The sequence below is a fragment of the Burkholderia sp. BCC0044 genome (genome assembly GCF_902832955.1).
Taxonomy (GTDB): Bacteria; Pseudomonadota; Gammaproteobacteria; order Burkholderiales; family Burkholderiaceae; genus Burkholderia.
Genome location: NZ_CADFDO010000002.1, coordinates 295382 through 315999, shown reverse-complemented (window position 1 = coordinate 315999; position 20618 = coordinate 295382). Strand labels below are relative to the sequence as shown.

The 20618-nt window shown below is 63.3% G+C and carries 16 protein-coding genes; 3 read left to right on the top strand and 13 right to left on the bottom strand.

What is annotated here, in order from left to right:
* Positions 1–52 precede the first annotated feature (52 nt).
* From HWX14_RS09995 to HWX14_RS09985, 3 genes are all read right to left on the bottom strand, one after another.
* Positions 53–1129: a LacI family DNA-binding transcriptional regulator gene (locus HWX14_RS09995; protein ID WP_175882574.1), complete on the bottom strand. Its 1077-nt coding sequence runs from the start codon at positions 1127–1129 to the stop codon at positions 53–55.
* The gene (locus tag HWX14_RS09990) at positions 1126–2571 is read right to left on the bottom strand and encodes a sugar porter family MFS transporter (RefSeq protein WP_175882573.1); all 1446 of its coding nucleotides are present in this window, start codon (positions 2569–2571) and stop codon (positions 1126–1128) included. The genes HWX14_RS09995 and HWX14_RS09990 overlap by 4 nt, the downstream gene beginning before the upstream one ends.
* 790 nt (positions 2572–3361) lie before the next feature.
* Complete coding sequence (locus HWX14_RS09985) at positions 3362–4786, bottom strand: PLP-dependent aminotransferase family protein (protein WP_175882572.1); 1425 nt, start codon at positions 4784–4786, stop codon at positions 3362–3364.
* Between the two features lie 171 nt (positions 4787–4957).
* Here HWX14_RS09985 and HWX14_RS09980 point away from each other — a divergent pair, with 171 nt between their 5' ends.
* From HWX14_RS09980 to HWX14_RS09970, 3 genes are read left to right on the top strand one after another with little or no spacing between them, the layout of a single operon-like run.
* Positions 4958–6367, top strand: a complete 1410-nt coding sequence (locus tag HWX14_RS09980; RefSeq protein ID WP_175882571.1) for a DUF4147 domain-containing protein — start codon at positions 4958–4960, stop codon at positions 6365–6367.
* Positions 6354–7643: an enolase C-terminal domain-like protein gene (locus tag HWX14_RS09975; protein ID WP_175882570.1), complete on the top strand. Its 1290-nt coding sequence runs from the start codon at positions 6354–6356 to the stop codon at positions 7641–7643. The genes HWX14_RS09980 and HWX14_RS09975 overlap by 14 nt, the downstream gene beginning before the upstream one ends.
* Positions 7644–7675: 32 nt before the next feature.
* A complete protein-coding gene (locus HWX14_RS09970; protein WP_175882569.1) occupies positions 7676–8800 on the top strand; it encodes a tyramine oxidase subunit B in 1125 nt (374 codons plus the stop codon).
* Positions 8801–9092: 292 nt separating this feature from the next.
* On the opposite strand, the gene HWX14_RS09965 is transcribed toward HWX14_RS09970, so the two are convergent.
* The 10 genes from HWX14_RS09965 to HWX14_RS09920 all read right to left on the bottom strand — a co-directional run bounded on the left by HWX14_RS09965 (position 9093) and on the right by HWX14_RS09920 (position 20472).
* Positions 9093–9971: a shikimate dehydrogenase gene (locus tag HWX14_RS09965; RefSeq protein WP_175882568.1), complete on the bottom strand. Its 879-nt coding sequence runs from the start codon at positions 9969–9971 to the stop codon at positions 9093–9095.
* A gap of 98 nt (positions 9972–10069) precedes the next feature.
* Positions 10070–11098: a proline racemase family protein gene (locus HWX14_RS09960; protein ID WP_175882567.1), complete on the bottom strand. Its 1029-nt coding sequence runs from the start codon at positions 11096–11098 to the stop codon at positions 10070–10072.
* A 128-nt stretch (positions 11099–11226) separates the two neighbouring features.
* Positions 11227–12519: an FAD-dependent oxidoreductase gene (locus tag HWX14_RS09955; RefSeq protein ID WP_175882566.1), complete on the bottom strand. Its 1293-nt coding sequence runs from the start codon at positions 12517–12519 to the stop codon at positions 11227–11229.
* 42 nt (positions 12520–12561) lie between these two features.
* Positions 12562–13227: an amino acid ABC transporter permease gene (locus HWX14_RS09950; protein ID WP_175882565.1), complete on the bottom strand. Its 666-nt coding sequence runs from the start codon at positions 13225–13227 to the stop codon at positions 12562–12564.
* Positions 13228–13236: 9 nt separating this feature from the next.
* A complete protein-coding gene (locus tag HWX14_RS09945; protein WP_175882564.1) occupies positions 13237–13908 on the bottom strand; it encodes an amino acid ABC transporter permease in 672 nt (223 codons plus the stop codon).
* Between the two features lie 11 nt (positions 13909–13919).
* The gene (locus HWX14_RS09940) at positions 13920–14621 is read right to left on the bottom strand and encodes an amino acid ABC transporter ATP-binding protein (RefSeq protein WP_244130245.1); all 702 of its coding nucleotides are present in this window, start codon (positions 14619–14621) and stop codon (positions 13920–13922) included.
* A 277-nt stretch (positions 14622–14898) separates the two neighbouring features.
* Positions 14899–15891 carry a transporter substrate-binding domain-containing protein gene (locus tag HWX14_RS09935; protein ID WP_244130193.1) on the bottom strand — a complete coding sequence of 331 codons (993 nt, stop codon included), beginning with the start codon at positions 15889–15891 and terminating at the stop codon, positions 14899–14901.
* A gap of 35 nt (positions 15892–15926) precedes the next feature.
* A complete protein-coding gene (locus HWX14_RS09930; protein ID WP_175882562.1) occupies positions 15927–16397 on the bottom strand; it encodes a RidA family protein in 471 nt (156 codons plus the stop codon).
* Between the two features lie 39 nt (positions 16398–16436).
* Positions 16437–18155, bottom strand: coding sequence for a hydantoinase B/oxoprolinase family protein (locus tag HWX14_RS09925; protein ID WP_175882561.1), 1719 nt, complete (start codon positions 18153–18155; stop codon positions 16437–16439).
* 16 nt (positions 18156–18171) lie between these two features.
* A complete protein-coding gene (locus HWX14_RS09920) occupies positions 18172–20472 on the bottom strand; it encodes a hydantoinase/oxoprolinase family protein (RefSeq protein ID WP_244130192.1) in 2301 nt (766 codons plus the stop codon).
* Positions 20473–20618 lie beyond the last annotated feature (146 nt).

The following is a 20618-nucleotide window of genomic DNA, read 5'->3' as shown; positions in this document are numbered from 1 at the left end:
GGCGGGCAAGGATCGGTCGCGCGGCCGCGCCATGCCCGCTTGCCGCGGCCGCTTAGTCGTCGGGGGAAAGATAGGGGCTGCGTCGGACGTTCGCCGCGCAGAACACGCCGAATTCGACCGGTCCGATCGGCGGCGTGGTCTCGAGCACGCCGCAACCGTACAGCAGGTGCTGCAACGCAGAAGTCACCTGCGCGTCGGGATTCTGGTCGATCACGATATCCATCGTGCCTTCGTCGATAAAGACGCGATGCTCGTCGAGCATCTCGTGACCGACCCACACCACCTTGCCGGCCACGTCGAATTCCTTGAGCGCCGCGGCGATGCCGGCCGAACCGTAACCGCTGTTGTAGATACCGACCAGGTCGCCTTGCTTGAGCGCCGGCAATACGGCGCGATAACACGCATCGGCGTTGTCGAGCGTCTCGATTTCGACGCCCTGATACTCGAGTTCGGTTTCCGCCCCTTCGAGCGCCGCGCGAAAGCCCGCGATCCGGTCGCGGTGCGCGCCGAAACTCCGGCTTCCGCAGAGCTTCAGCACGCGCCCGGCCCGCTTGGCGAGCCGTCCGATGAAGTAGCCCGCGGTGCGGCCGGCACCCACGTTGTCGATCCCGGCGAAGTGGGTCCGTGGAATCTCGCTGATGTCGGTCATCAAGGTCACGACCTTTTCGCCCCGACCGATCGCGTCGCTCAGAGCCGCGCGCACCGGCGCCGTGTCGCGCGTCGTGATGATCATCCCAGCGCGGCGGTAGCGGCAGTTGCCGATCGCATCGACTACCGCCCGGTCCGATTCCGGAAGAATCAGCCGATGCAGGACGATGCGCTTGTCGAGTATCTGGGCCGAGCGTTGCAACGCGGCATTCAGGCGGCGAAAGAACGGCGTGTCGCCGTGCGAAAGCAGCACGTCGATATGAATCAGTCCATGCCGGCTATCCGGCAGCACGCGGCGCACGCCCAGCCGGCGTGCCGCGGCGATCACGCGCTCGCGCGCCGACTCCGAAACGCTGCCGCGTTCGTTGAGGACGCGATTGACCGTAGCCTCGCTGACGCCGGCTTCGGCTGCTATCTCGATGAAGCGGGCATCGCGCTTGCGCCTCGTGCCGGCTGGTGTCACGACCGGATCCCCGCTCATCGAGCCTGCTCCGCGCCGCCGTACAGGCTGCGGAAATGCGCTTCGATCTCCTCGAGGCTGCGGCCCTTCGTTTCAGGCAGGTTGCGCCAAATGAATGCAATCGATATCACGCCGATCGCAAAGAACACGAAGAAGGTGCTCGAAATGCCGACATAGGCGACCAGTGACGGGAAGCTCAGTCCGAGCACGAAATTGACCATCCACAGCACGCAGCCGGCCACGCCCACTGCGAAGCCCCGGATATGCAGCGGAAACAATTCGGCCAGCAACACCCAGCACACCGGCGCGATCAGCGCCTGCATGAAACCGAGAAAGCAGGCCATGGAGGCCAGAATCAGGCCCGCGCGCAGGAAGGAAACGGGCAAAAATTCGGAGAACAGGCCGATCATCAGCAAGGACAGCGTCGTGCCGCTCAGCCCGATCAGGAACATGGGGCGGCGTCCGATCTTGCCCAGCACCTGGATACCGACCAGCGTCGCCACAACCGAAATCACGCCGTTCGCGACGTTGCCGATCAGCGCCGTCTCCCGTCCGAATCCCGAACTCGTCAGGATCTGCGTACCGTAGAACATGATCGAATTGACGCCGGTGGCCTGCATGACGATGGCGATCCCGATCCCGACCCAGAAGACATGACGAACCCAGGGCGCCGACAAGCCCGGCCCGGTACGACGAGCCGGATGGGCGTTGCGGTGGCCGGCGTGGCGAATCGAATCGAACTCCTGCAGCGCCGCCTGCATGTCGCGCACCTGCTGCAAGACCTTCCAGGCCGCGTGCAGCTTGCCCTTCGAGGCCAGCCACCGAGGGCTTTCCGGCATCGCCAGCATGCCGAACCACAGCCCCACCGCCGGCAGCGTCGCGACCGCCAGCATCCAGCGCCAGATCCCGTGCTCGCTACCCCACAGGCTGCCCATCATGGCGTTGACGATGAACGCGATCATTTGCCCGGATACGATCATCAGTTCGTTTTGCGTGATGATCTGCCCGCGGCGATGCACCGGGGCGAGTTCGGCAAGGTAAGTCGGCACGCAGATCGATGCTCCGCCAACCGCGATGCCCAGCACGAATCGAGATGCGATCAGCATGGAGACGGTGGGGGCGAAAGTACAGGACAACGCGCCGCCCAAGAACAGGACCGCCAGCATCATGATGCTCATCCGGCGCCCGTAGCGGTCCGCTACGAGGCCCGATGTCACCGAGCCGAGTACCGCGCCGAGCAGCAGCGAGCTGGTCACGAGCCCCTCGGTCAGCGGCGTGAGCCCGAGATCCTCGGTCATGTATGCCAGTGCGCCATTGATGACGCCGGTGTCATAGCCGAACAGCAGGCCACCGAGCGTCGCGATGATGGCGATGAACCGCATCGAGCGGTGCGCCTGAGCGGGCTCAGCCGCTACGGACTGCGAGTGCTCGACCGACGTGAGCGTCTCATAGACTTCCTGCATCAGTGTCTCCATGATTTATATGTTCATCGCATCGTCGTGCCTGCGATCACTGCGCGCGCACCCGGTCGGCTCGAGATCACGCTTCGCGAGAACGCGACGCCCACGCGTCGATCCCGCTCGCGGGCAGCCGCCGGGCGCCACGCCGGACGTTAATTTTGTTCTCGATCGCCGCCGGGGCCGCACGCTCGAAGTCCCGCATTGACGTGCGCTTGATTGCAGTTCATTGCGCCGTCCCGCGAAATCGACTGATGATTGGCCCTGCGACGCAAGCACGACACGAGCATTGCCTGGCTGGCTTCAAAGTAGACAAAGTGTCATGGGTGCGCAACGCGGACGTTGACCATTTTTGGTCAAAGATGCCGGCACCCCCGCCACGGTCGTGAAAGCCTTGGACGGGCGGCCATGTGACGAAACTTTGCGAAGCGCGTGACGTGCGGAACTGCGGGATTCAGGGGGAGGAACAGGACTCGCCGCTCAGCCGCGTTGACGTTCGTATGACGAAATGCTCGCTAACGGCGAACCCCAAAGGCGAGGCCGCCAATACCGATGCGGCCGTCCACACGCCGACCGGTCTGCCCCTGGAGCCGTCCATGAGCCGGACGGCAAGCGCAAGCAACTCGCTTACGGCACCGTGCATTCGTCGTTTCATCATCGTCACTCTCCGCGGCGCATCGTGATCCTGATGCGCAAGCACGCATTGTTCCGATGCAAGCGCTACACCGACAGCTACAGACCCGGATACGTGTACAGGTGATCTCGACGATACAGGTCGCGCGTCACGGGGCGCCCCTTACCTGGGCCGCCCCGATGCCTGCGTGTCGAGCGCGTTCTGCAGGAACCCGAACAGCCGGTCGACGTTGCTGTGCGCGACGTTGAAACGCGTCCACGCCGAAGGCTCCCGGCCCGCAAAGAACAGATGTCCGGGTGCCAACAGGATCCGGCTCTTCAACGCCCGTTCGGCCAGTGCCGCCGAATCGCAGGCTTCTCCCGAAGGGCGGGCCCAGACAAACATCCCGGCACCTGGCTCGCAGAAAATCTCGAAGCCGATTCCCTCCAGGCGTCGGCAGACGCGTTCCTGTGCCTTGGCCAGCCGGTCCTTGAGCTGTTCGGTCTGTTTGCGGTAGTGGCCTTCTGCCAGCACCGCGCTGACGAGCCCCTCGGTCACGGTCGGGGTCGACATTCCCGACACCAGCTTCTGGTACAGCAGCCCCTCGACCACGTCCTTGTCGGCGACGACGAAACCGACGCGCAGGCCCGCACCGATCGTCTTCGAAAAGCTGCCGACGTAGATGACGCTCTTCAGTTGATCCATCGACGCCAGCGTGAAATGGGCGCCGCGCACCAGATCGGCCGACACGTCGTCCTCGACGATCAGGCAGTCGTGCCGCTCGGCCAGCTTCAGCACCTGGTAGGCGGCCGACGAACTGTAGCTCGCGCCGGTCGGATTGTGCAGGCGGCTATTGGTGACGTAGAGCCGGGGTCGTCGCGTCCGCAGGGCCGCTTCGAGCGCGACCAGATCGGGACCGGTCGGCGTCATCGGAATACCAACCGTCTCGACATCGCGCATGCGCAACGACACCAGGAGGTCGCTGTAGCACGGCGCATCGACGAGTACGGTGTCGCCGGGTTGGGTGAAACGCCTGACAACGAGATCGAGCGCCTGGTTCGCGCCGAGCGTCGTCATCACGCCGGACGGATCGGTTTCGATCTCGCACTCCGCCAGCTGCCGGCGAATCTGTTCGCGCAACCGCCCGTAGCCACGCGCATCGCCGTACCCAAGCAGGCTTTCCGGCTGCGCCGAGAGCTGGCGCAGCGCGCGAGCGATACCGTCGCCGTCCAGCCATGATTCCGGCAACCAGCCCGCACCGGCATGGATCGCGCCTTGTGTTGCCTCCAGCACGTTGCGCACCAGCCAGCCATTGGTGACCTTCTCGTCGAGCCTCTCGGCATTGTGCTGCGGCACACCCAGGCGACGGTCCGACACGTAGAACCCCGACCCGCGCCGCGCCAGCAGCACACCCTGGGCAACCAGACGGTCGTAGGCTTCCACCACCGTGAAGGTCGATACGCCATGTGCGTTGGCAAACACGCGGATGCTCGGCACGCGTTCGCCGGGCCGCCAGCGCTTGTCTTCGACAGCCTGGATGATGCCCGCCACGATCTGCATCGTCAGCGAAATCTCAGAGTCGGAATCGAGTGTCAGAACGGGTGTCATATGACCGGGCCGGAACGAAAATAAGTCGGGAATGCGTATAGGGATCGCCACCTGCACAGCGATTCGGTGCGTTCGCCAAGTGTACATGTATCTGTACAGGGTGTTTGCCTACATTCGAGTTCATGCGTCGTCGGCCGTTCCGGCGATGCAACTCTCCTACAGGCACCCCGCATGAAGAAGATACGCAACTCGGACGTCCTCCTTTCGCACGGCGACACGCGCTCCCGGCAGATCGTGCTCGACATCGCGGACCGAACGCTTCAGCGCCTCGACAGCTATCAGCGCATCCGCAACATCATGCGGCTCGATGGCGACATCCTGCATATCGGCACCCGTTCGTGGGACCTGTCGAGGAAGCGCAATGTTTACCTGATCGGTGCGGGCAAGGCGTGCAACCACATGGCAATGGCCGTCGATCATGTGCTCGGCGAGCGCCTCACGCGCGGCATCGCGATCGTCAAGATCCACGAGGAAACCGACCATTTCCATCGCACCGAAGTCTTCGTCGGCGGCCACCCGCTGCCGAACGAGGAAGGTCATCGCGCTTCGCGGCAGATCATCGATCTGGTCGACCAGGCCGGCCCGGAAGATTTGTTCATCGCCGTAATCAGCGGCGGCAGTTCGGCGCTGATGTCCTGCCCGATCGATGGCATCTCGCTGCAAGACGAGATCGATACGACCGACGTGCTGCTCAAGTCGGGCGCCGGCATCTACGAGATCAACGCGGTGCGTCGCCATATCTCGGCGCTGAACGGCGGAATGCTCGCCAAGCGAATCCAGACGGTCGGCGCCGAGCTGATCGGCTTCGGTATCAGCGATGCGGTAGGTTCGCCCGCCACCGGCGACATTGCCGTGCCGTACGCAGCGTACAAAAGCACGCCGATCGGTCCCGACATGACCACGCTCGACGACGCGCGCGCCACGATCGTCAATCGCGACGTGGCGGATCGCCTGCCGCGTAGCGTGGTGGACTACCTGATGAACGCGGGGCCGGAAGGGGAAACACCGAAGGCCTTTCCCGACAACACGTATTTCCTGCTCAACACCCTCCCCGACTCGTGCATCTACGCCAAGGAGATCTGCGAGGAGATGGGTATCCCGGCGCTGATCGTGTCGTCCTTTCTCGAAGGCGAGAGCCGCGACGCCGGCGCCTTCTTCGCCGCGATCGCCCGTGAAATCCAGGCCTACGGCAATCCGATCAAGCCGCCTTGCGTGCTGCTCAGCTCCGGCGAAGTCACGACCCACATCGCCGACAACAGCGTGATCAAGGGTCACGGCGGTCCCGGTCAGGAAATGGCTGTCGGTTTCGCGATCGCGGCAGCCAGGACGCACGGCGCCTGCCTGCTGTCGATCGACAGCGAAGGCACCGACGGCACGGCCAAGGTGGCCGGAGGCATCACCGATTCCTCGAGCCTGAAGGCTGCCGATAGCAAGGGCATCAATCTCTACCAGACACTGCGCGACCACAGCACGTTCGAAGCGCTCGACGCGATCGGCTCGGCCATTTTCACCGGCAACACGGGTACCAACCTGTGCGACCTCAACATCCTCTACGTCCCGGACCAGCATGAGCACGAATAACAGGGAAGACCGCATCGTTTCCGTGCACGCCCAGCAGATCATCGACTGCAAGTGCCGCCCCGCGGTGGAAGTCGAGATCCGTACCGCCTCCGGCGCGATCGGCCGCGGCGCCGCGCCGACCGGCACCTCGGTCGGCATGCACGAATCCTTCGTGCTCCGCGATGGCGATCCGTCGACCTATAACGGGCTCAGCGTGCATCGAGCGGTGGACAACGCGATCAATGTGATCGGCCCGGCCTTGCTCGGCATGAACGTGTTCGACCAGCGCGCCATCGACGAAACGATGATTGCGCTGGACGGCACCCCCGACAAGCGCAAGCTCGGCGGCAACACGATCTACTCGGTATCGATCGCGGCGTTCCGTGCCGCCGCTGCCGCTCGCGGGATCCCGCTTTACCAGCACATTGCGGGACACGACATCGCGACCGTGCCGGTGCCCTGCTTCAACGTCATCAACGGCGGCCGCTACGAGCACCTGGTTCAGGCCTTCAATGAGTTTCTCATCGTGCCCTATGGCACCGACAACGTCGATCACGCGATCGAGATGGCGGTGGCCGTGTTCCACAAGCTGGGTGATGTGTTGACCGGGCATCTCGGCCACAAGCCGCAAGTGGCCAGCTCCTATGGCTATGCCGCACCGTCGGACGACCCCGAAGTGCTCCTGACGCTGATGCAGCAAGCCATCGAGGCGTGCGGTTTCACGGGCAGGATTGCCTTCGCGCTCGATTGCGCGTCGAGCGAAATGTACGACAAGGCAACGCGTCGCTACCTGCTCAAGGGCCAGCGCGTGACGTCGGACGAACTGATCGCTTACGCGCGGGCGCTGACCGAGAAGTTCGATCTGGTCTTCATCGAAGACCTGCTCGACGAAAACGACTGGGAAGGTTACAGCAGGGCCGTCAGGGAACTGAAGCGCACCCTCGTGCTCGGCGACGACCTGACCGTCACCCATCTCGAGCTGCTGAAAAAGGCGCATGAAACGCGCGCCGTGGACGGCTTCGTGCTCAAGCCCAACCAGGTCGGCACCGTCACCGAAGCGATGGACGCCTACCGCTTCGCCCACGAGCACGGCATGGTCGCCGTGCCCTCGGGCCGCTCCGGCGGCATGGTCGACGACGTCGTGATGGATTTCTCCGTCGGCCTCGAAGTGCCGTTCCAGAAGAACGGTGCTCCGCGATCCGGCGAACGTATCGAAAAGCTGAATTTCCTGATGCGCGCCGCGGCACGCAGCCCCGGTTGCCGGCTTTACGACATTTCCCCCCTGCTCAGGTTCTGAGCCGTTCACCACACTGACAACAGGTCATTCTCATGTATCCCAAAATCGATTTTCTGTACCTTTCCGAGCCCGACATGATCGAAGCCGGCGTGACGGATGCGGCGCGTTGCGTGGCCGTCTGCGAGGAAACGTTCAGCCTGCTCGGCCATGGCGACTACCTGATGGGAGGCGCCAATCACAATAGCCACGGCATGAACATCGTCTTCCCGAAGGAAACGAAATTTCCCAACATGCCGGTGGCCGGTCCGGACCGGCGCTTTGCCGCGATGCCCGGCTACCTCGGCGGACGTTTCGACGTGTGCGGCAACAAGTGGTACGGCTCGAATCACGCGAACGCCGGCAAGGGCCTGCCGCGCTCGATCCTGACCATGATGCTCAACGACAAGGACACGGGCGCCCCGCTCGCGCTGATGTCGGCCAATCTGCTCAGCGCAGCGCGTACCGGCGCGGTACCGGGCGTTGCAGCGAAGTACCTGGCCAACAAGGATGCCAGGACGGTGTCCGTGATCGGCTGCGGTCCGATCAACAAGGCCTGCTTCACGGCAATCATGACCCAGCTGAGCAACATCGAACGCGTCGTCTGCTTCGACGTGTTCCTCGACAAGGCGAACGAGTTCGCAAGCTGGGTCGAATCGGAGTACAAGGGCATCGCCGCCATCGGCGTTGACGAGGCAGAGGCGGGTTTCCGCGGCGCGGACGTCATCACCGTGGCCGCCTCGCGCCTGAAACCGCTGTACTTCAACGACGAGTGGATCAAGGAAGGCGCGACGATCCTGGTATCGGGGCCATTCAACACCGACGAATCCTTCCTGACCAGCGCGAAGATCGTCTACGATCACACGCCTCTGCAGGAGGCCTACGTCGAAGATGCCATCGCCTCCGGTAACAAGGAAGCGTATTACAGCGGCGTGATCGGCGGTCCGTTCTTCCGCCTCATCGATGCCGGCAAGCTGCCCGCGCTGAGCGACTCGACCGGCCTCGGCGACGTGGTCAACGGCAGCAAGCCCGGCCGCGAAAGCGCCACGGACCGCATGATCTTCATCGCCTGTGGCATGGCCGTGTTCGACATCAGCTGGGGCTACGAGACGTATCGCTACGCACTCGAGCATGGAATCGGTCAGTCGCTGAACCTGTGGGACAAGCCCAGCCAGGCCTGAGCCAAAGCTCCAACGCTAAGCCAAAGCGCCCGACCACGCCGGCAATGCCGTCCGCTGAACATTCCGCGAGTTGCAGAACGGACTGACGCCGAAGCCGGGCTTTTAACACACGGGGCCCTCGCGGCCCCGTTGTCGTTCAACGGTTTCGAACGCAAGGCGCGCATGCCCCTTCCGAAACAAAAAACGCCGTTCAGCTATTTGACTGAACGGCATTACCGCTTCCGCGGCGGATTCATGGAAAACACGCAACGACCCACACGCCACCGACGCGATGATCGAAGCGTGCGAGCGATCAGGCTGCCTTACGCACCAGATCGCGCAACTCCGACGGGAACAACATGTCGCGTGCGATCGAATCATCACGGCGCAACATGTCGGCTGCCGCCGAGACGCCGAAGAAGTCGAGGAACAGCGGTGATTGCAGGATCAGCATGTCGAAGCCGGGAAGTACGGCCTTGCCTTGCTGGATGGCGGCCTGCAACAGGGGCGTGGGCTGGTTCTTCATCAGGATGTCGCAGACCTGCGCGCCCGCGTCGAGCCGATCAGGCGGCACGGGCAGCGGGTCGCCAGCCTTGAGTCCGAGCGGCGACGCGTTGATGATGAGCTCGTATCCTGCCGGATCGTTGTTGTCCTGGACGGTCACCAGCACCCCATACTGCTTGCCGAGCGATTCGGCCAGTTGCCGGGCCTTCGCGGTATCGGGATCGTACAGGCCGATGTGCGGTACCCCGCCTTCGACAAGTGCCGCGGCGATCGCGCTTGCCGCCCCGCCCGCGCCGACCAGGAATGCCGACTTGCCGCGATAAGCCATCGAATAACGATCCATCGACTTGACGAAGCCAAGTCCGTCGAACAATTCACCTTCGAGCTCGCCGCTGGCGTTACGGCGAATCGCATTCACCGCATTGGCCACCGTCGCCCCCTTCGAGCGCCGATCGACGATCCCGGCCGCGATCGTCTTGTGCGGAATCGACAGCACCATGCCGCGCGTCGTGTCGGACCTGAAAAGCGCGCGCACCGTCGCCTCGAGGTTTTCGGGCGCCACCTGCAACGGCACCATCACCGCGTCGATATCGCACAGCGGGAAAATCTGGTTGAAAATCTCTGGCGTGCGAACCTGCTCGATCGGGTCCGCCACCATGAAGAATACGCCTGTCTTGCCCGTAATCATCTAGCCTCCAGCAATTTGCAATCCTCATCATCCGATCCATTTGAATCGGATGGTTCCAAGCGCGCCGCGTATCAAGGCGCAGCGCGCCGCCATTTCCCTTACTTCTTCAAGCCTTCGCCCCAGGTATCGCTGAGCATGAAACCGCCTGCCAGCGGATCGTCGGGATCCACGCCGATCTGTTCAACGCTGTAGATCCACGCACGCCCCGTGATGCGCGGCAACACCGCAGCCTTGCCGCCAAGCTCGGTTCGGCCCAGCAGTTCGACACCGAACTCGCTCCCGATCGTCGAGCGCGAGGTGAGTTTTCCGCCCACGTCCACCTTGCCGCGTGCGGCAAGCGTGGCCAGATTGGCCGAGCTGCCGGTGCCGCACGGCGAGCGGTCGATGCGGCCCGGCGGCAGCGTGGTGCAAGTCTGGTATTCGGTGTCGCTGAGCCGGTTGCGGAACATCACGTAGGCGAGCTGGTTGATCTCGGGATAAAGCGGATGCTGGATGCTGATCTGCCGATTGATCACCTCGCGCAACTTCACGCCGAGATCGGCGAGCCGGCGCGCGTTTTCGGGCGCGATCGTGAGACCGACCTGCTCGACGTCGACCAGCGCGTAATAGACGCCGCCAAACGCGACGTCGACGCGAATGGCGCCGAACTCGGCGGTCTCGACCGGCAGGTCGAGTTGCTCGACGAAAGCCGGCACCATGTCGAGCGAGACGCCGACGCATCGGCCGTCGCGACAGGTCGCGCGAGCCGTGACCAGGCCGGCCGGCGTATCGAGTACGACGGTCGTCTCCGGCTCCTGCATCGGCACCATGCCCATTTCGAGCAGGGTGGTCACGACACAGATCGAATTGCTGCCCGACATCGGGTGCGCCTTGTCGGACTGCAACACGATGAAGCCGGCATGCGCTTCCGGCCGTGTCGGCGGGAGCAACAGGTTGACCGACATCTGCAGGCAACCGCGCGGCTCGAGGACGACGAGCTTGCGCAGGCTGTCGTCGACCTCGTTGATGTAGTTCATCTTGTCGAGCATCGTTTCGCCGGGAATGTTCACCACGCCTCCGGTGATCACCTTCCCGATCTCGCCCTCGCAGTGCACGCCCACGAGTTGCAGGGTCTTTTTCCAGCGCATGATTACCTCACCTTCCCGAGTGGATCCGCCAGGCGGATTGAGCTTTCATCTGACATCGGCGCGCGCCGTCCGGCGTTCGAACCGAAGTGGCCGTCGCCGCAGCCGCGCCAGGCATTGAACATCACGAATCAAAAACGATACGCGCTGAACGGCGACAGGTCGTTGCTCGACGCGCGGCCCGTCGCCATCTCGGCGATCAGCCGTCCTGTCGTCGCACCGAGCGTCAGCCCGAGCTGCCCGTGGCCGATCGCCATGAGGACATTGGGCAGCCGCTTCGAGCGATCGATGATCGGTTTCGTATCGGGCAGGAACGGCCGATAGCCGACACCAAATTCATGCGATTGCACGTTGAGTTGCGGCACCACGCGTCGAGCCTTCTCGAGAATGATTTCGGCGCGTTTGAAATTGGGCGGTGCACCGCGGCGCGCAAATTCGATCGTGCCGCCGATCTGCAAGCCGCGACGCATCGGCGTAAAGCAGAAGCCGCCGTCGCCGTAGATGACCGAGTTCCTAAATTCAACGCCCGGGTCGCGCAACAACACCTGATAGCCCGCCACGCCTTCGAGCGGCACGTCGATACCCAGCGGTGCGAAAAATTGCCGCGCGCCCGCACCTGCCGCGACGACCACGTGGGTGGCGGCAATCCGCTCGCCATCGGCCAGCGTAACGCCGGTCGCCTTCCCGCGGTCTTCATTGATCGTCGTCACGTTGCTGCGAATCCGGCGCCCGCCCTGCTTCACGAAGCTGTCGGTCAACGCGGCGATGAAACCTTCCGTATCGCTCACGAAGCGCCACTGCGGCAGCAGGATGCCGTACGAGAAACGCCCCGCGAGCGCCGGCTCGAGGTCGCCGATCTCCGCCGCGGTGAGTACCTGCGAGTCAAACCCCAGCGACCGGCGCAATGCGTTGTGCGGACGCTCGTGCTCCACGCCTTCGGGTCCGTCGAACACCTGCATTACGGGCCGCTGGCGAATCAGGTCCTTGTCGTCGCATGCGTCGAGCAGCGTCGCGTAGTCGGCGAACACATGATTCGTCAGCGTCGCCATCGAGCCGGCGATCGTGGCAATGCGCGATTGACGCGCGCACGCCATGAAGCGCAGCAGCCACGGGATAATGCCCGGAAGCGCGCCGGGTCTCATTGCAAGCGGGCCGGTCTGGTCCATCAGCCAGCCGGGCACTTTCATCAGAATGCCGGGCTTGGATAGTGGAATGATTTCGCCGACCGATATCTGCCCGCAACTCCATTTGGCCGTGCTGTCACCTGGTGCGGCCGGGTCGACCAGCGTGACTGAAAAGCCTTCGCGCTGCAGATAGAGTGCGCAGCAGGTACCAACGACGCCACCGCCGATGACGACGGCCTGCCGCGCAGCATCGCCTGCGCCAGCCGGCCGGGTGAGGTTCTGAAAGGAGTCGGAATTCATCTCTTGTCCGTAATACGGGTCATGCGATACAGGCGGGCGGGTTCAGTAGGCGAAGCGGCGCAGGAAGCGCGTTTCGATCACCCCGACCAGTCGCGTCAGCGGAAATGCGACGACGAAATAGATCACGCCGACCGTGGTCAGAAACTCCAGCGGCTTGGCGGTCGCGTTCGAAATGCTCTGCCCGACATACATGAGGTCGGCGACACCGACCGACGAGATCAGCGCGCTTTCCTTGAAGAGGCTGATGATGTTCGACAGCAGCGGCGGAATCGCGCGCAGCAGCGCCTGCGGAAAAATCACGTATACGATCTTCACCCGTGGCGACAGGCTCAGCGCGATACAGGCATCGTGCTGCTCGGACGAGATCGACTTGAGCGCGCCGCGAAACGTCTCGCTGGTAATCGCCGTCATGTACAACGTCAGCGAGATGATCACCGACAGATAGGGCGGTAGCGGAAGATTGAACACGACCGGGAAGCAGAAGAACACCCAGAAGAGCTGGATCAGCAGCGGCGTGCCCCGAAAGAACTCGACATAGAGCGTGGTCAATGCCTTGACCGAACGCGACGGCGACATGCGCACCAGGCTCAGCGCAAATCCGAGCAGGCTACCCAGCAGCGCACACCCTCCCGTGATGACCACGGTCAATCCCAACCCCTTGAGGAGGACGAGCCAGTAGGACGCGATAACAGAGACGTCGAAAGTCATGGTCAACCTCTAGCGTTGCACGGCCGCGTCCTGGCGGCGTTCGATGACATGGACGAGGCGCGAGATCGGCAGCGACAACGCGAAGTAGATCAGCGCGACCACCGAATACGTCTCGAGCGGCCGGTACGCTTCGGTCGCGAGGCTCTTGGCGACATACATCAGATCGGCGACGGCGACGATCGCGACGAGCGCGCTTTGCTGAAGCGTGCCGATGCCGTTGGTCATCAGTACCGGCAGAGCGGTGCGCAGTGCCTGAGGGAGCACCACGAACACCGTGCGTTGCCACGGCTTGAGGCCAAGCGCGACGCACGCATCGAGATGCTCCTTCGGCACCGCCTGCACACCGGCGCGATACGCTTCCGCATTGAACGCCGTCAGGTTCAGGCCGAGCGCGAGCACGCCCATCACGATCGGGTCGATGAACACGTCCACCATCATTGGGATGCAGTAGAAGAACCACGCGATCTGCAATAGCGCGGGCGTACAGCGAAAGAACTCGATGAACAGCTGGGCCGGCCAGCGAACGACCGCCCATCGGCTCATGACCACGAGGCAGAGCAGGAAGCCCAGCACGAGGCCCATCGCGTTCGCGGCAAGCGCGAGTTCAACGGTGACCTTCAGCCCCTGGAGCAACGGACCGACACTTCCTGTCAGAAAGCCGAAATCGAAGTGATAGCTCATGGTGTCGCCTTCTAGTCCAGGTGGAGGACTTTCTCGAGAAACTCGCGAGTGCGCGCTTCCTTGGGGCATTTGAATATTTCCGCGGGCGCGCCCTGTTCGACCACCTTGCCGCTCGCGCAGAACACGACTCGGGTGGCGATATCGCGCGCGAAATGCATGTCGTGCGTGACGATGATCATCGCCATCTTCTGTTCGGCAAGCTGCAGCATCACGTTCTGCACTTCGATCACCATTTCCGGGTCGAGCGCCGACGTGACTTCGTCGAACAGCATCAGCTTCGGTTCGAGCATCAGCGCGCGGGCAATCGCAACACGCTGTTTCTGGCCGCCCGACAGCTGGCTCGGGTAAGCGTGCAGCTTGCTCTCGAGCCCCAGACGGGCGAGATACGTGCGCGCGCGCTCGGTCGCCTGAGCCTTGGACAGCCCGCCCACCTTCACCGGCGCGAGAATCAGGTTGCCGAGCACGGACAGATGCGGAAACAGCGTGTAGTGCTGGAACACCATGCCGATCTGTCGTTGCAGCTTCGCGTCGATCTTCGCCGGACTTCGCGCGCCAGAGCCCTTGATGTACGGACGCCCCTGGAAAGCAATATCGCCGCCCTGGATGCCCTCGAGCCCCATCAGCACCCGCAACAACGAGCTCTTGCCGCTCCCGCTCGGGCCGATGACGACCAGCCGGTCGTCGGCTCGCATGTCGAGGCTCATGCGGTCCATCACGACGAGATTCTCGCCATACGATTTGTACACGTCGTGCAATTGCACGAAGTTCGCGGATGTCGTCGACTGCGGCGACAAAGTCTCCGTACCGGTCGGGGTGACCACCGGACCTGACTGTGTCTGGGATAGCAACATGGGAACCGTTCTCCAGCGATGCGCAGCACGGGCTGCTCAACACAATATCCATTCGGTCGACGATCTGATCATACGTCGTCTCGTCGCGTGGTCTCGACGGCAGCGCAACCCGACGGTCGCGCTACCGGTACGACAGGCGTTACTTCGAAAGCGCGAGCGTCTGCTTCACCGATACTTCGATCAGTTTGTTCACCGCGCCAGATTTGATCTGCTGGTCGATGAACTGGTTGAGCACCGTGATATCGGCCGCGGGCGTGTCCTTGCGCACCCCAAAGCAGATGCCTTGCGGAGCAAGCAACGGGTTCGGCTTGAACAGCTCGACCCAATCCGGATGCGCGCGGCTCAACAGGATGTTCGCCATGTTGTCGTCCGCGAGCACGTCGGCGCGCTTCGACATCAATGCGAGGCGCGTTTCGTCGAAGCCAGGCAGGCGCATGATCGTCGCTTGCTTCAGCAGCGGCGAGATCGCCTTGTCGCCCGCGGAGCCGGACATGACCGTCACGGTGTAGCCCGGCTTGTCGATATCCGCGATCGAATGAATCGACTTCAGTTTCGGGTTGTTCTTGTTGAAGCTGAACGTCACGCTGTAGTCCGTCACCGGCTCGGAGAACGCGATCGCCTTTTGCCGCTCCGGCGTGTTGTTCAACGACAGCGAAATATCCCACTTGTCCGACTGCAGGCCGGCGACGATGTTGTCCCACGTCGTATCGACGTATTCGACTTTCACCTTCAGGACCTTCTCGCCGAAATCGCGGCACAGCGCGGGGAACACGCCGCTGTATGCACCGGTTTTCGGGTCTTTCATCGTGTACGGCGGTGACGTGGCGATACCGCAGCGCAAGACGCCGGCCTTGCGCACGCTTTGCCACGTTGACGCGTCCTGCGCGTGCGCGGCCGGGGTGCTGATCAACAAACCGAATGCAGACGCACCGACCAGCGTGCGAGCGAGAATGCGAGCCATCCGAAGCATGGGGAACCTCTTTACATTTGAGTATGGGTTGCCGTCGTGTCCCGCTAAGGCGGACGTGACGGCGTCGTCGCGCACTGCTTGACTCCCTGCCGACTGCCGGGAGCCTCTTTGCTGCACATCAGAAGCGGTTTCCATCACTACTCGTGCGATTCGCAGCGACACGGTTCCGTCGCCGAGCGTGATCGCACGACCACGGTTCAAGCCAGTTCGAAAATGCCCTCCAGTTCGACCGCAACGCCGCGCGGCAATGAAATGCACCCGACTGCCGCGCGCGTATGGCGTCCCGCGTCGCCGAGCACGGCGACCATCAGGTCCGACGCACCGTTGATCACTTTCGGATGTTCGCTAAAGTCCTCGACCGCGTTGACGAAGCCGCCGAGCCGCACGCAGCCGGCGATCCGGCTGAAATCGCCGTCAACGGCACGGTTCACCTGCGCAAGCATGTTCACCGCGCAAAGACGCGCCGCCGCCTGCCCGTCTTCGATCGTCACGTCGCGTCCCACCTTGCCGACGTACTGATCGACACCGTCGCGCACCGGGACCTGCCCGGACACATACAGCAGGTTGCCCACTCGCTTGACCGGGAGGAAATTCGCACCCGGCTTCGGCGCCGACTCGGGCAGATCGATGTCCAGTTCCTTGAGTCGTGCCTTGAGATTCAGTGTCATGACAGCGCTCCTTTCGCGTGCTGTTGGGTGACGTTGCGATTACTTCAGCGGCCGTGCCGCAGCCGTGCGCTCGCGGTCGATACGATCGCCGTCGAAAACGACGCGATGGTGCCGCTCGGCGTAATCGCGCGTGATCTTGCCGTTTGCCAGATCGGCTTCGATCAGCTCGAGCGCGCGGTCGGCAGGCGCACCGTATCCGCCGCCGCCGGCCTGCTCGTGGCGAATGATCGCGCCACGCTGCAGCGTGCGGGTGAACTTGCTCGGCAGTGGCGACAGGCCGTCGCTGGTGCGCAGGTAATTCGCCGAACGCGCGCCTTCGGAACCGCCGAACAGCCCGTAAGGCGCGTGGGCTGCACGATCCGAGCGGATCTGCGCGACGACTTCCTCTGCTTCGATCCGGTATTCGCGCACGAGCCCCAGGCCGCCGCGGTATTGCCCCGCGCCGCCGGAATCCGGTGCGAAGCCGTATTCCTCCATCACGATCGGGTAACGCGCTTCGAGCGTTTCGATCGGCATGTTCGACATGTTCTGCGAGGGGTTGGTGACGCCCTCGATGCCGTCCTTGTTGAAGCGGCCGCCCCATGCGCCGTTGATCATGTCGACGAGGATGAACGGTTCGCTCGCCTCCTTGTCGTAACCGCTCAGCGCGATCACGGTGTTGCCGCCCTCGCCTGCCGCCATCACTTTCTTCGGCGCGATCCGCGCCAGCGCACCAAACACGCAGTCGACCACGCGATACCCGGTGAGCGCCCGCGCAGCGACCGGCGCCGGCATGCGGGGATTCAGGATCGACCCTTCAGGCGCCGTGATTTCGATGCAGCGATACACGCCGGCGTTGTTCGGCACGTCGGCATCGAGCGCGCATCGCACGCTGAGGTAGGTCGCCGACTTCACGAAGGACAGCGTGGAGTTGATTGCGCCGCGCACCTGCGGCGACGAACCAGCGAAATCCACCTTGACGGACGATCCCGCGACCGTTATCGCGCACTTGATGGGAATCGCGTCGTCGCTGAAACCGTCGTTGTCGATATAGTCGGTGAACTCGTACACCCCGTCAGGCCAGGCCTCGATCGCCTGGCGGGTCAGACGCTCGCCATAGTCGAGCAGTTCGTCGAAATAGCCTTGCAGGTTTTCTTCGCCATACCGGCCGATCATGCGCAGCAACTCGCGTTCGCCGATATTGCAGGTGGCGAGCTGCGCGTCCAGGTCGCCGAGCACGAGGTCCGGCAAACGCACGTTCTTGCGGATGATGTCGATCAGCGTCTGGTTCGGCTCGCCGCGCACGTACAACTTGGTCGGCGGGATTCGCAGGCCCTCCTGGAAGATCTCCGTGGAGTCCGCTGCGTTCGAGCCCGGCACACGGCCGCCCACGTCACAGTGATGCGCGATAACGACCGAGAAGCCCTGCAGCCGGTTCTCGAAGAAGATCGGCTTGAACATGAAGATGTCCGGCAGGTGCATCCCGCCTTCGTACGGATCGTTCAGCACGATCACGTCGCCGGGTTCGACGTTCGACGCGAACTTCCTGATCACGACATCGACGGCGTCCGGCACCGCGCCCAGATGCAGCGCGACGGTCTTGGCCTGCGCGAGAATGCGGCCACTGGCGTCGCACATCGTCACCGAATAATCGAGGACATCGCGAATGATCGGCGAGCGGGCGGTCCGCATCACGGCAAACGCCATATCGTCGACGATCGTGTCGAGCGCATTCTTGACGATCGCGAAGGTGATGGGGTCAACGTTTCGTTGGGTCATGGCTGTTCCTGTCTGTTCAGTCGAGCGAGGCGATCACGCTGCCTACCTTGTCGGTGCTCACACGCCAGCGCGGCGGAATCACGATCGTCGTGTCGGCGCTTTCGAGAATCACCGGGCCTTCCATCGATTTGTCGAGCTTCGCGCGCGGGACGATCGGCGTGTCGATCCAGCCGGTCTGCCGGTCGAAGTAGACCTTGCGGGTCGACACTTCCTCGTTGCCGCCCGCCGACTTCGCGCTGCGAATATCGTTGAAGTCCAGCGTGCTGGATGCAATACCGCGGGCAAGCAAACGGACGTTCGCGCATTCGATCGCATCGTTCGACGCGTAGCCGTAGATCGCCGTATACGCGTCGCGGAACGCCTGGCGCAACGTCTCGCGTGCGTCTTCATCCAGCTGTTCGGGAATGCGCACGGGAATTTCGTAGTCCTGCCCGCGAAAGCGCATGTCGAGATCGAAAACATACTCGATGCGGTCGGCCGAATAGCCCTCTTCCGCCAGCGCATTGCGCGCGTCGTCGCGCATCGACGCGATGGCGCCACCGAGCGCGTCGAGATCGAGCGTGTCGAGCGGGCTCAACGACGGGCGCACGAAGTAGCGCTCCACCGCGCCGGCCAGCATGCCCATCGCCGTGAAGACGCCGGGCGCAGCCGGAAACACCACGCGCTTCATGTCGAGCGCGCGCGCGAGATCGCACGCATGCACCGGACCGGAGCCACCGAACGCAACCAGCGCGAAATCGCGCGGGTCGACGCCTCGCTCGACCGTCACGGCCTTGATCGTGCGTGCCATGTTGACGTTCACAACCTCGCGGATGCCCACGGCAGCTTCCTCGACACCGATACCCAGCGGCTTTGCGAGCAACGTGTCGACGGCGTCGCGTGCGGCCTGGATATTGAGCTCCATCGTGCCACCGGCTAGACGCTGCGGCAGGAAACCGAGAATCGCATTGGCATCGGTCACCGTCGGCTTCTGGCCGCCGATGCCGTAGCACACCGGCCCCGGGAACGCGCCGGCCGAAACCGGACCGACGTTGAGCAGGCCGCCCGCGTCGATCCACGCGATGGAACCTGCCCCGCTGCCCACTTCCGCGACGTCGATCGTCGGCACGCGCATCATGTAGCCGCCCGCCTTGATGAAGCGGCTCGGCGTGGAAATGCCCGCGCGGAATTCATACTCGTTGGTGCGCGCCAGCTGGCCTTCATGAATCAGCGACGCGGACGCCGTCGTGCCGCCCATGTCGAACACCACCAGTTCCTGCTCGCCGCGTGCCGCGCCGAGCCGCCCCGCACCGACGACACCGGCCGAGCGCCCGGACGAGATAAAGAACACGGGCGTGTCTTGCGCCACACGGGCGCTCGACAGACCGCCGTTGGAGTTGCTCACCAGCAGCGGCGCGTCGACACCGATCCGCTTGAGACCGGACTCGAGGCGCTGGAGATAGGTGCGCAGCGCGGGCAGCACATACGCGTTGACGACTGTCGTCGAGGTGCGCTCGTATTCGCGCAACTCAGGCAATACCGAGATCGATGCCGTCACGCTGATGTCGGGGAAGGCCTGCTGAAATGCGTCGAGCGCGGCCTTTTCATTCGCCGTGTTCTTGTACGAATTGATAAAGCAGATCGCGACGGATTCGACGCCTTCGCTCTCGAAGAAGCGGCCTGCTTCGAGCACCTGGTCGACCGGCGTCGGACGAAGGATGTCGCCCGATGCCAGCACGCGCTCGTCGACCTCACGCCGGTAGCGACGCTCCACCAACGGCACGGGCTTGTCCCACGACAGATCGAACATCGTCGGCGTGCGGACGCGGCCGATTTCGAGCACGTCCCGGAAACCCTTCGTCGTGATCAGGCCGCATTTGGCGCCGACCTTCTGAAGCATCGTGTTCGATCCGACCGTCGTGCCATGCAGCACTTCCGTGACATCGGACGTCTTGAGGCCGGCCTGCTCGAGGATGCGTTCGACTCCCGTCAGAACCGCTTCCTCTGGAGCTGCCGGCGTCGAAGACACCTTGGTGAAGGTCACATAGCCCTTGTCGTCCAGTAGAACAAGGTCCGTGAAAGTGCCGCCAATGTCGACGCCAATTCTCGCGCTTGCCATATCGTTTCCCGATCGTTCTCGGGCCCGCTTCGCCGCCTTGTGCGAACGCTGGCCCGGATTACCCAAATGACTACATGCCCAAATCGACTCTGCTGCCCACGCGGCGGTGCGACGGTGCGTCCCGCAGCACATGGAATGGATGACTGGCGACGACTTCGCTCGACTGTTCAGCACTGCTTCGTGACCGTCGTCATGCATCGGATCGCGCATCGAATCCATGTGTCACATTGTCGATCAAATGCCGACAATGTCAACGCGAAAAAAATCAAAACGTATGAAGGCTGCGGCAAGACGCCCGCGCATCAACGGTTTCAGGCCATATGAGGGTATACATTGATCCATCGAAACAGCTGTGATCGCTTGAC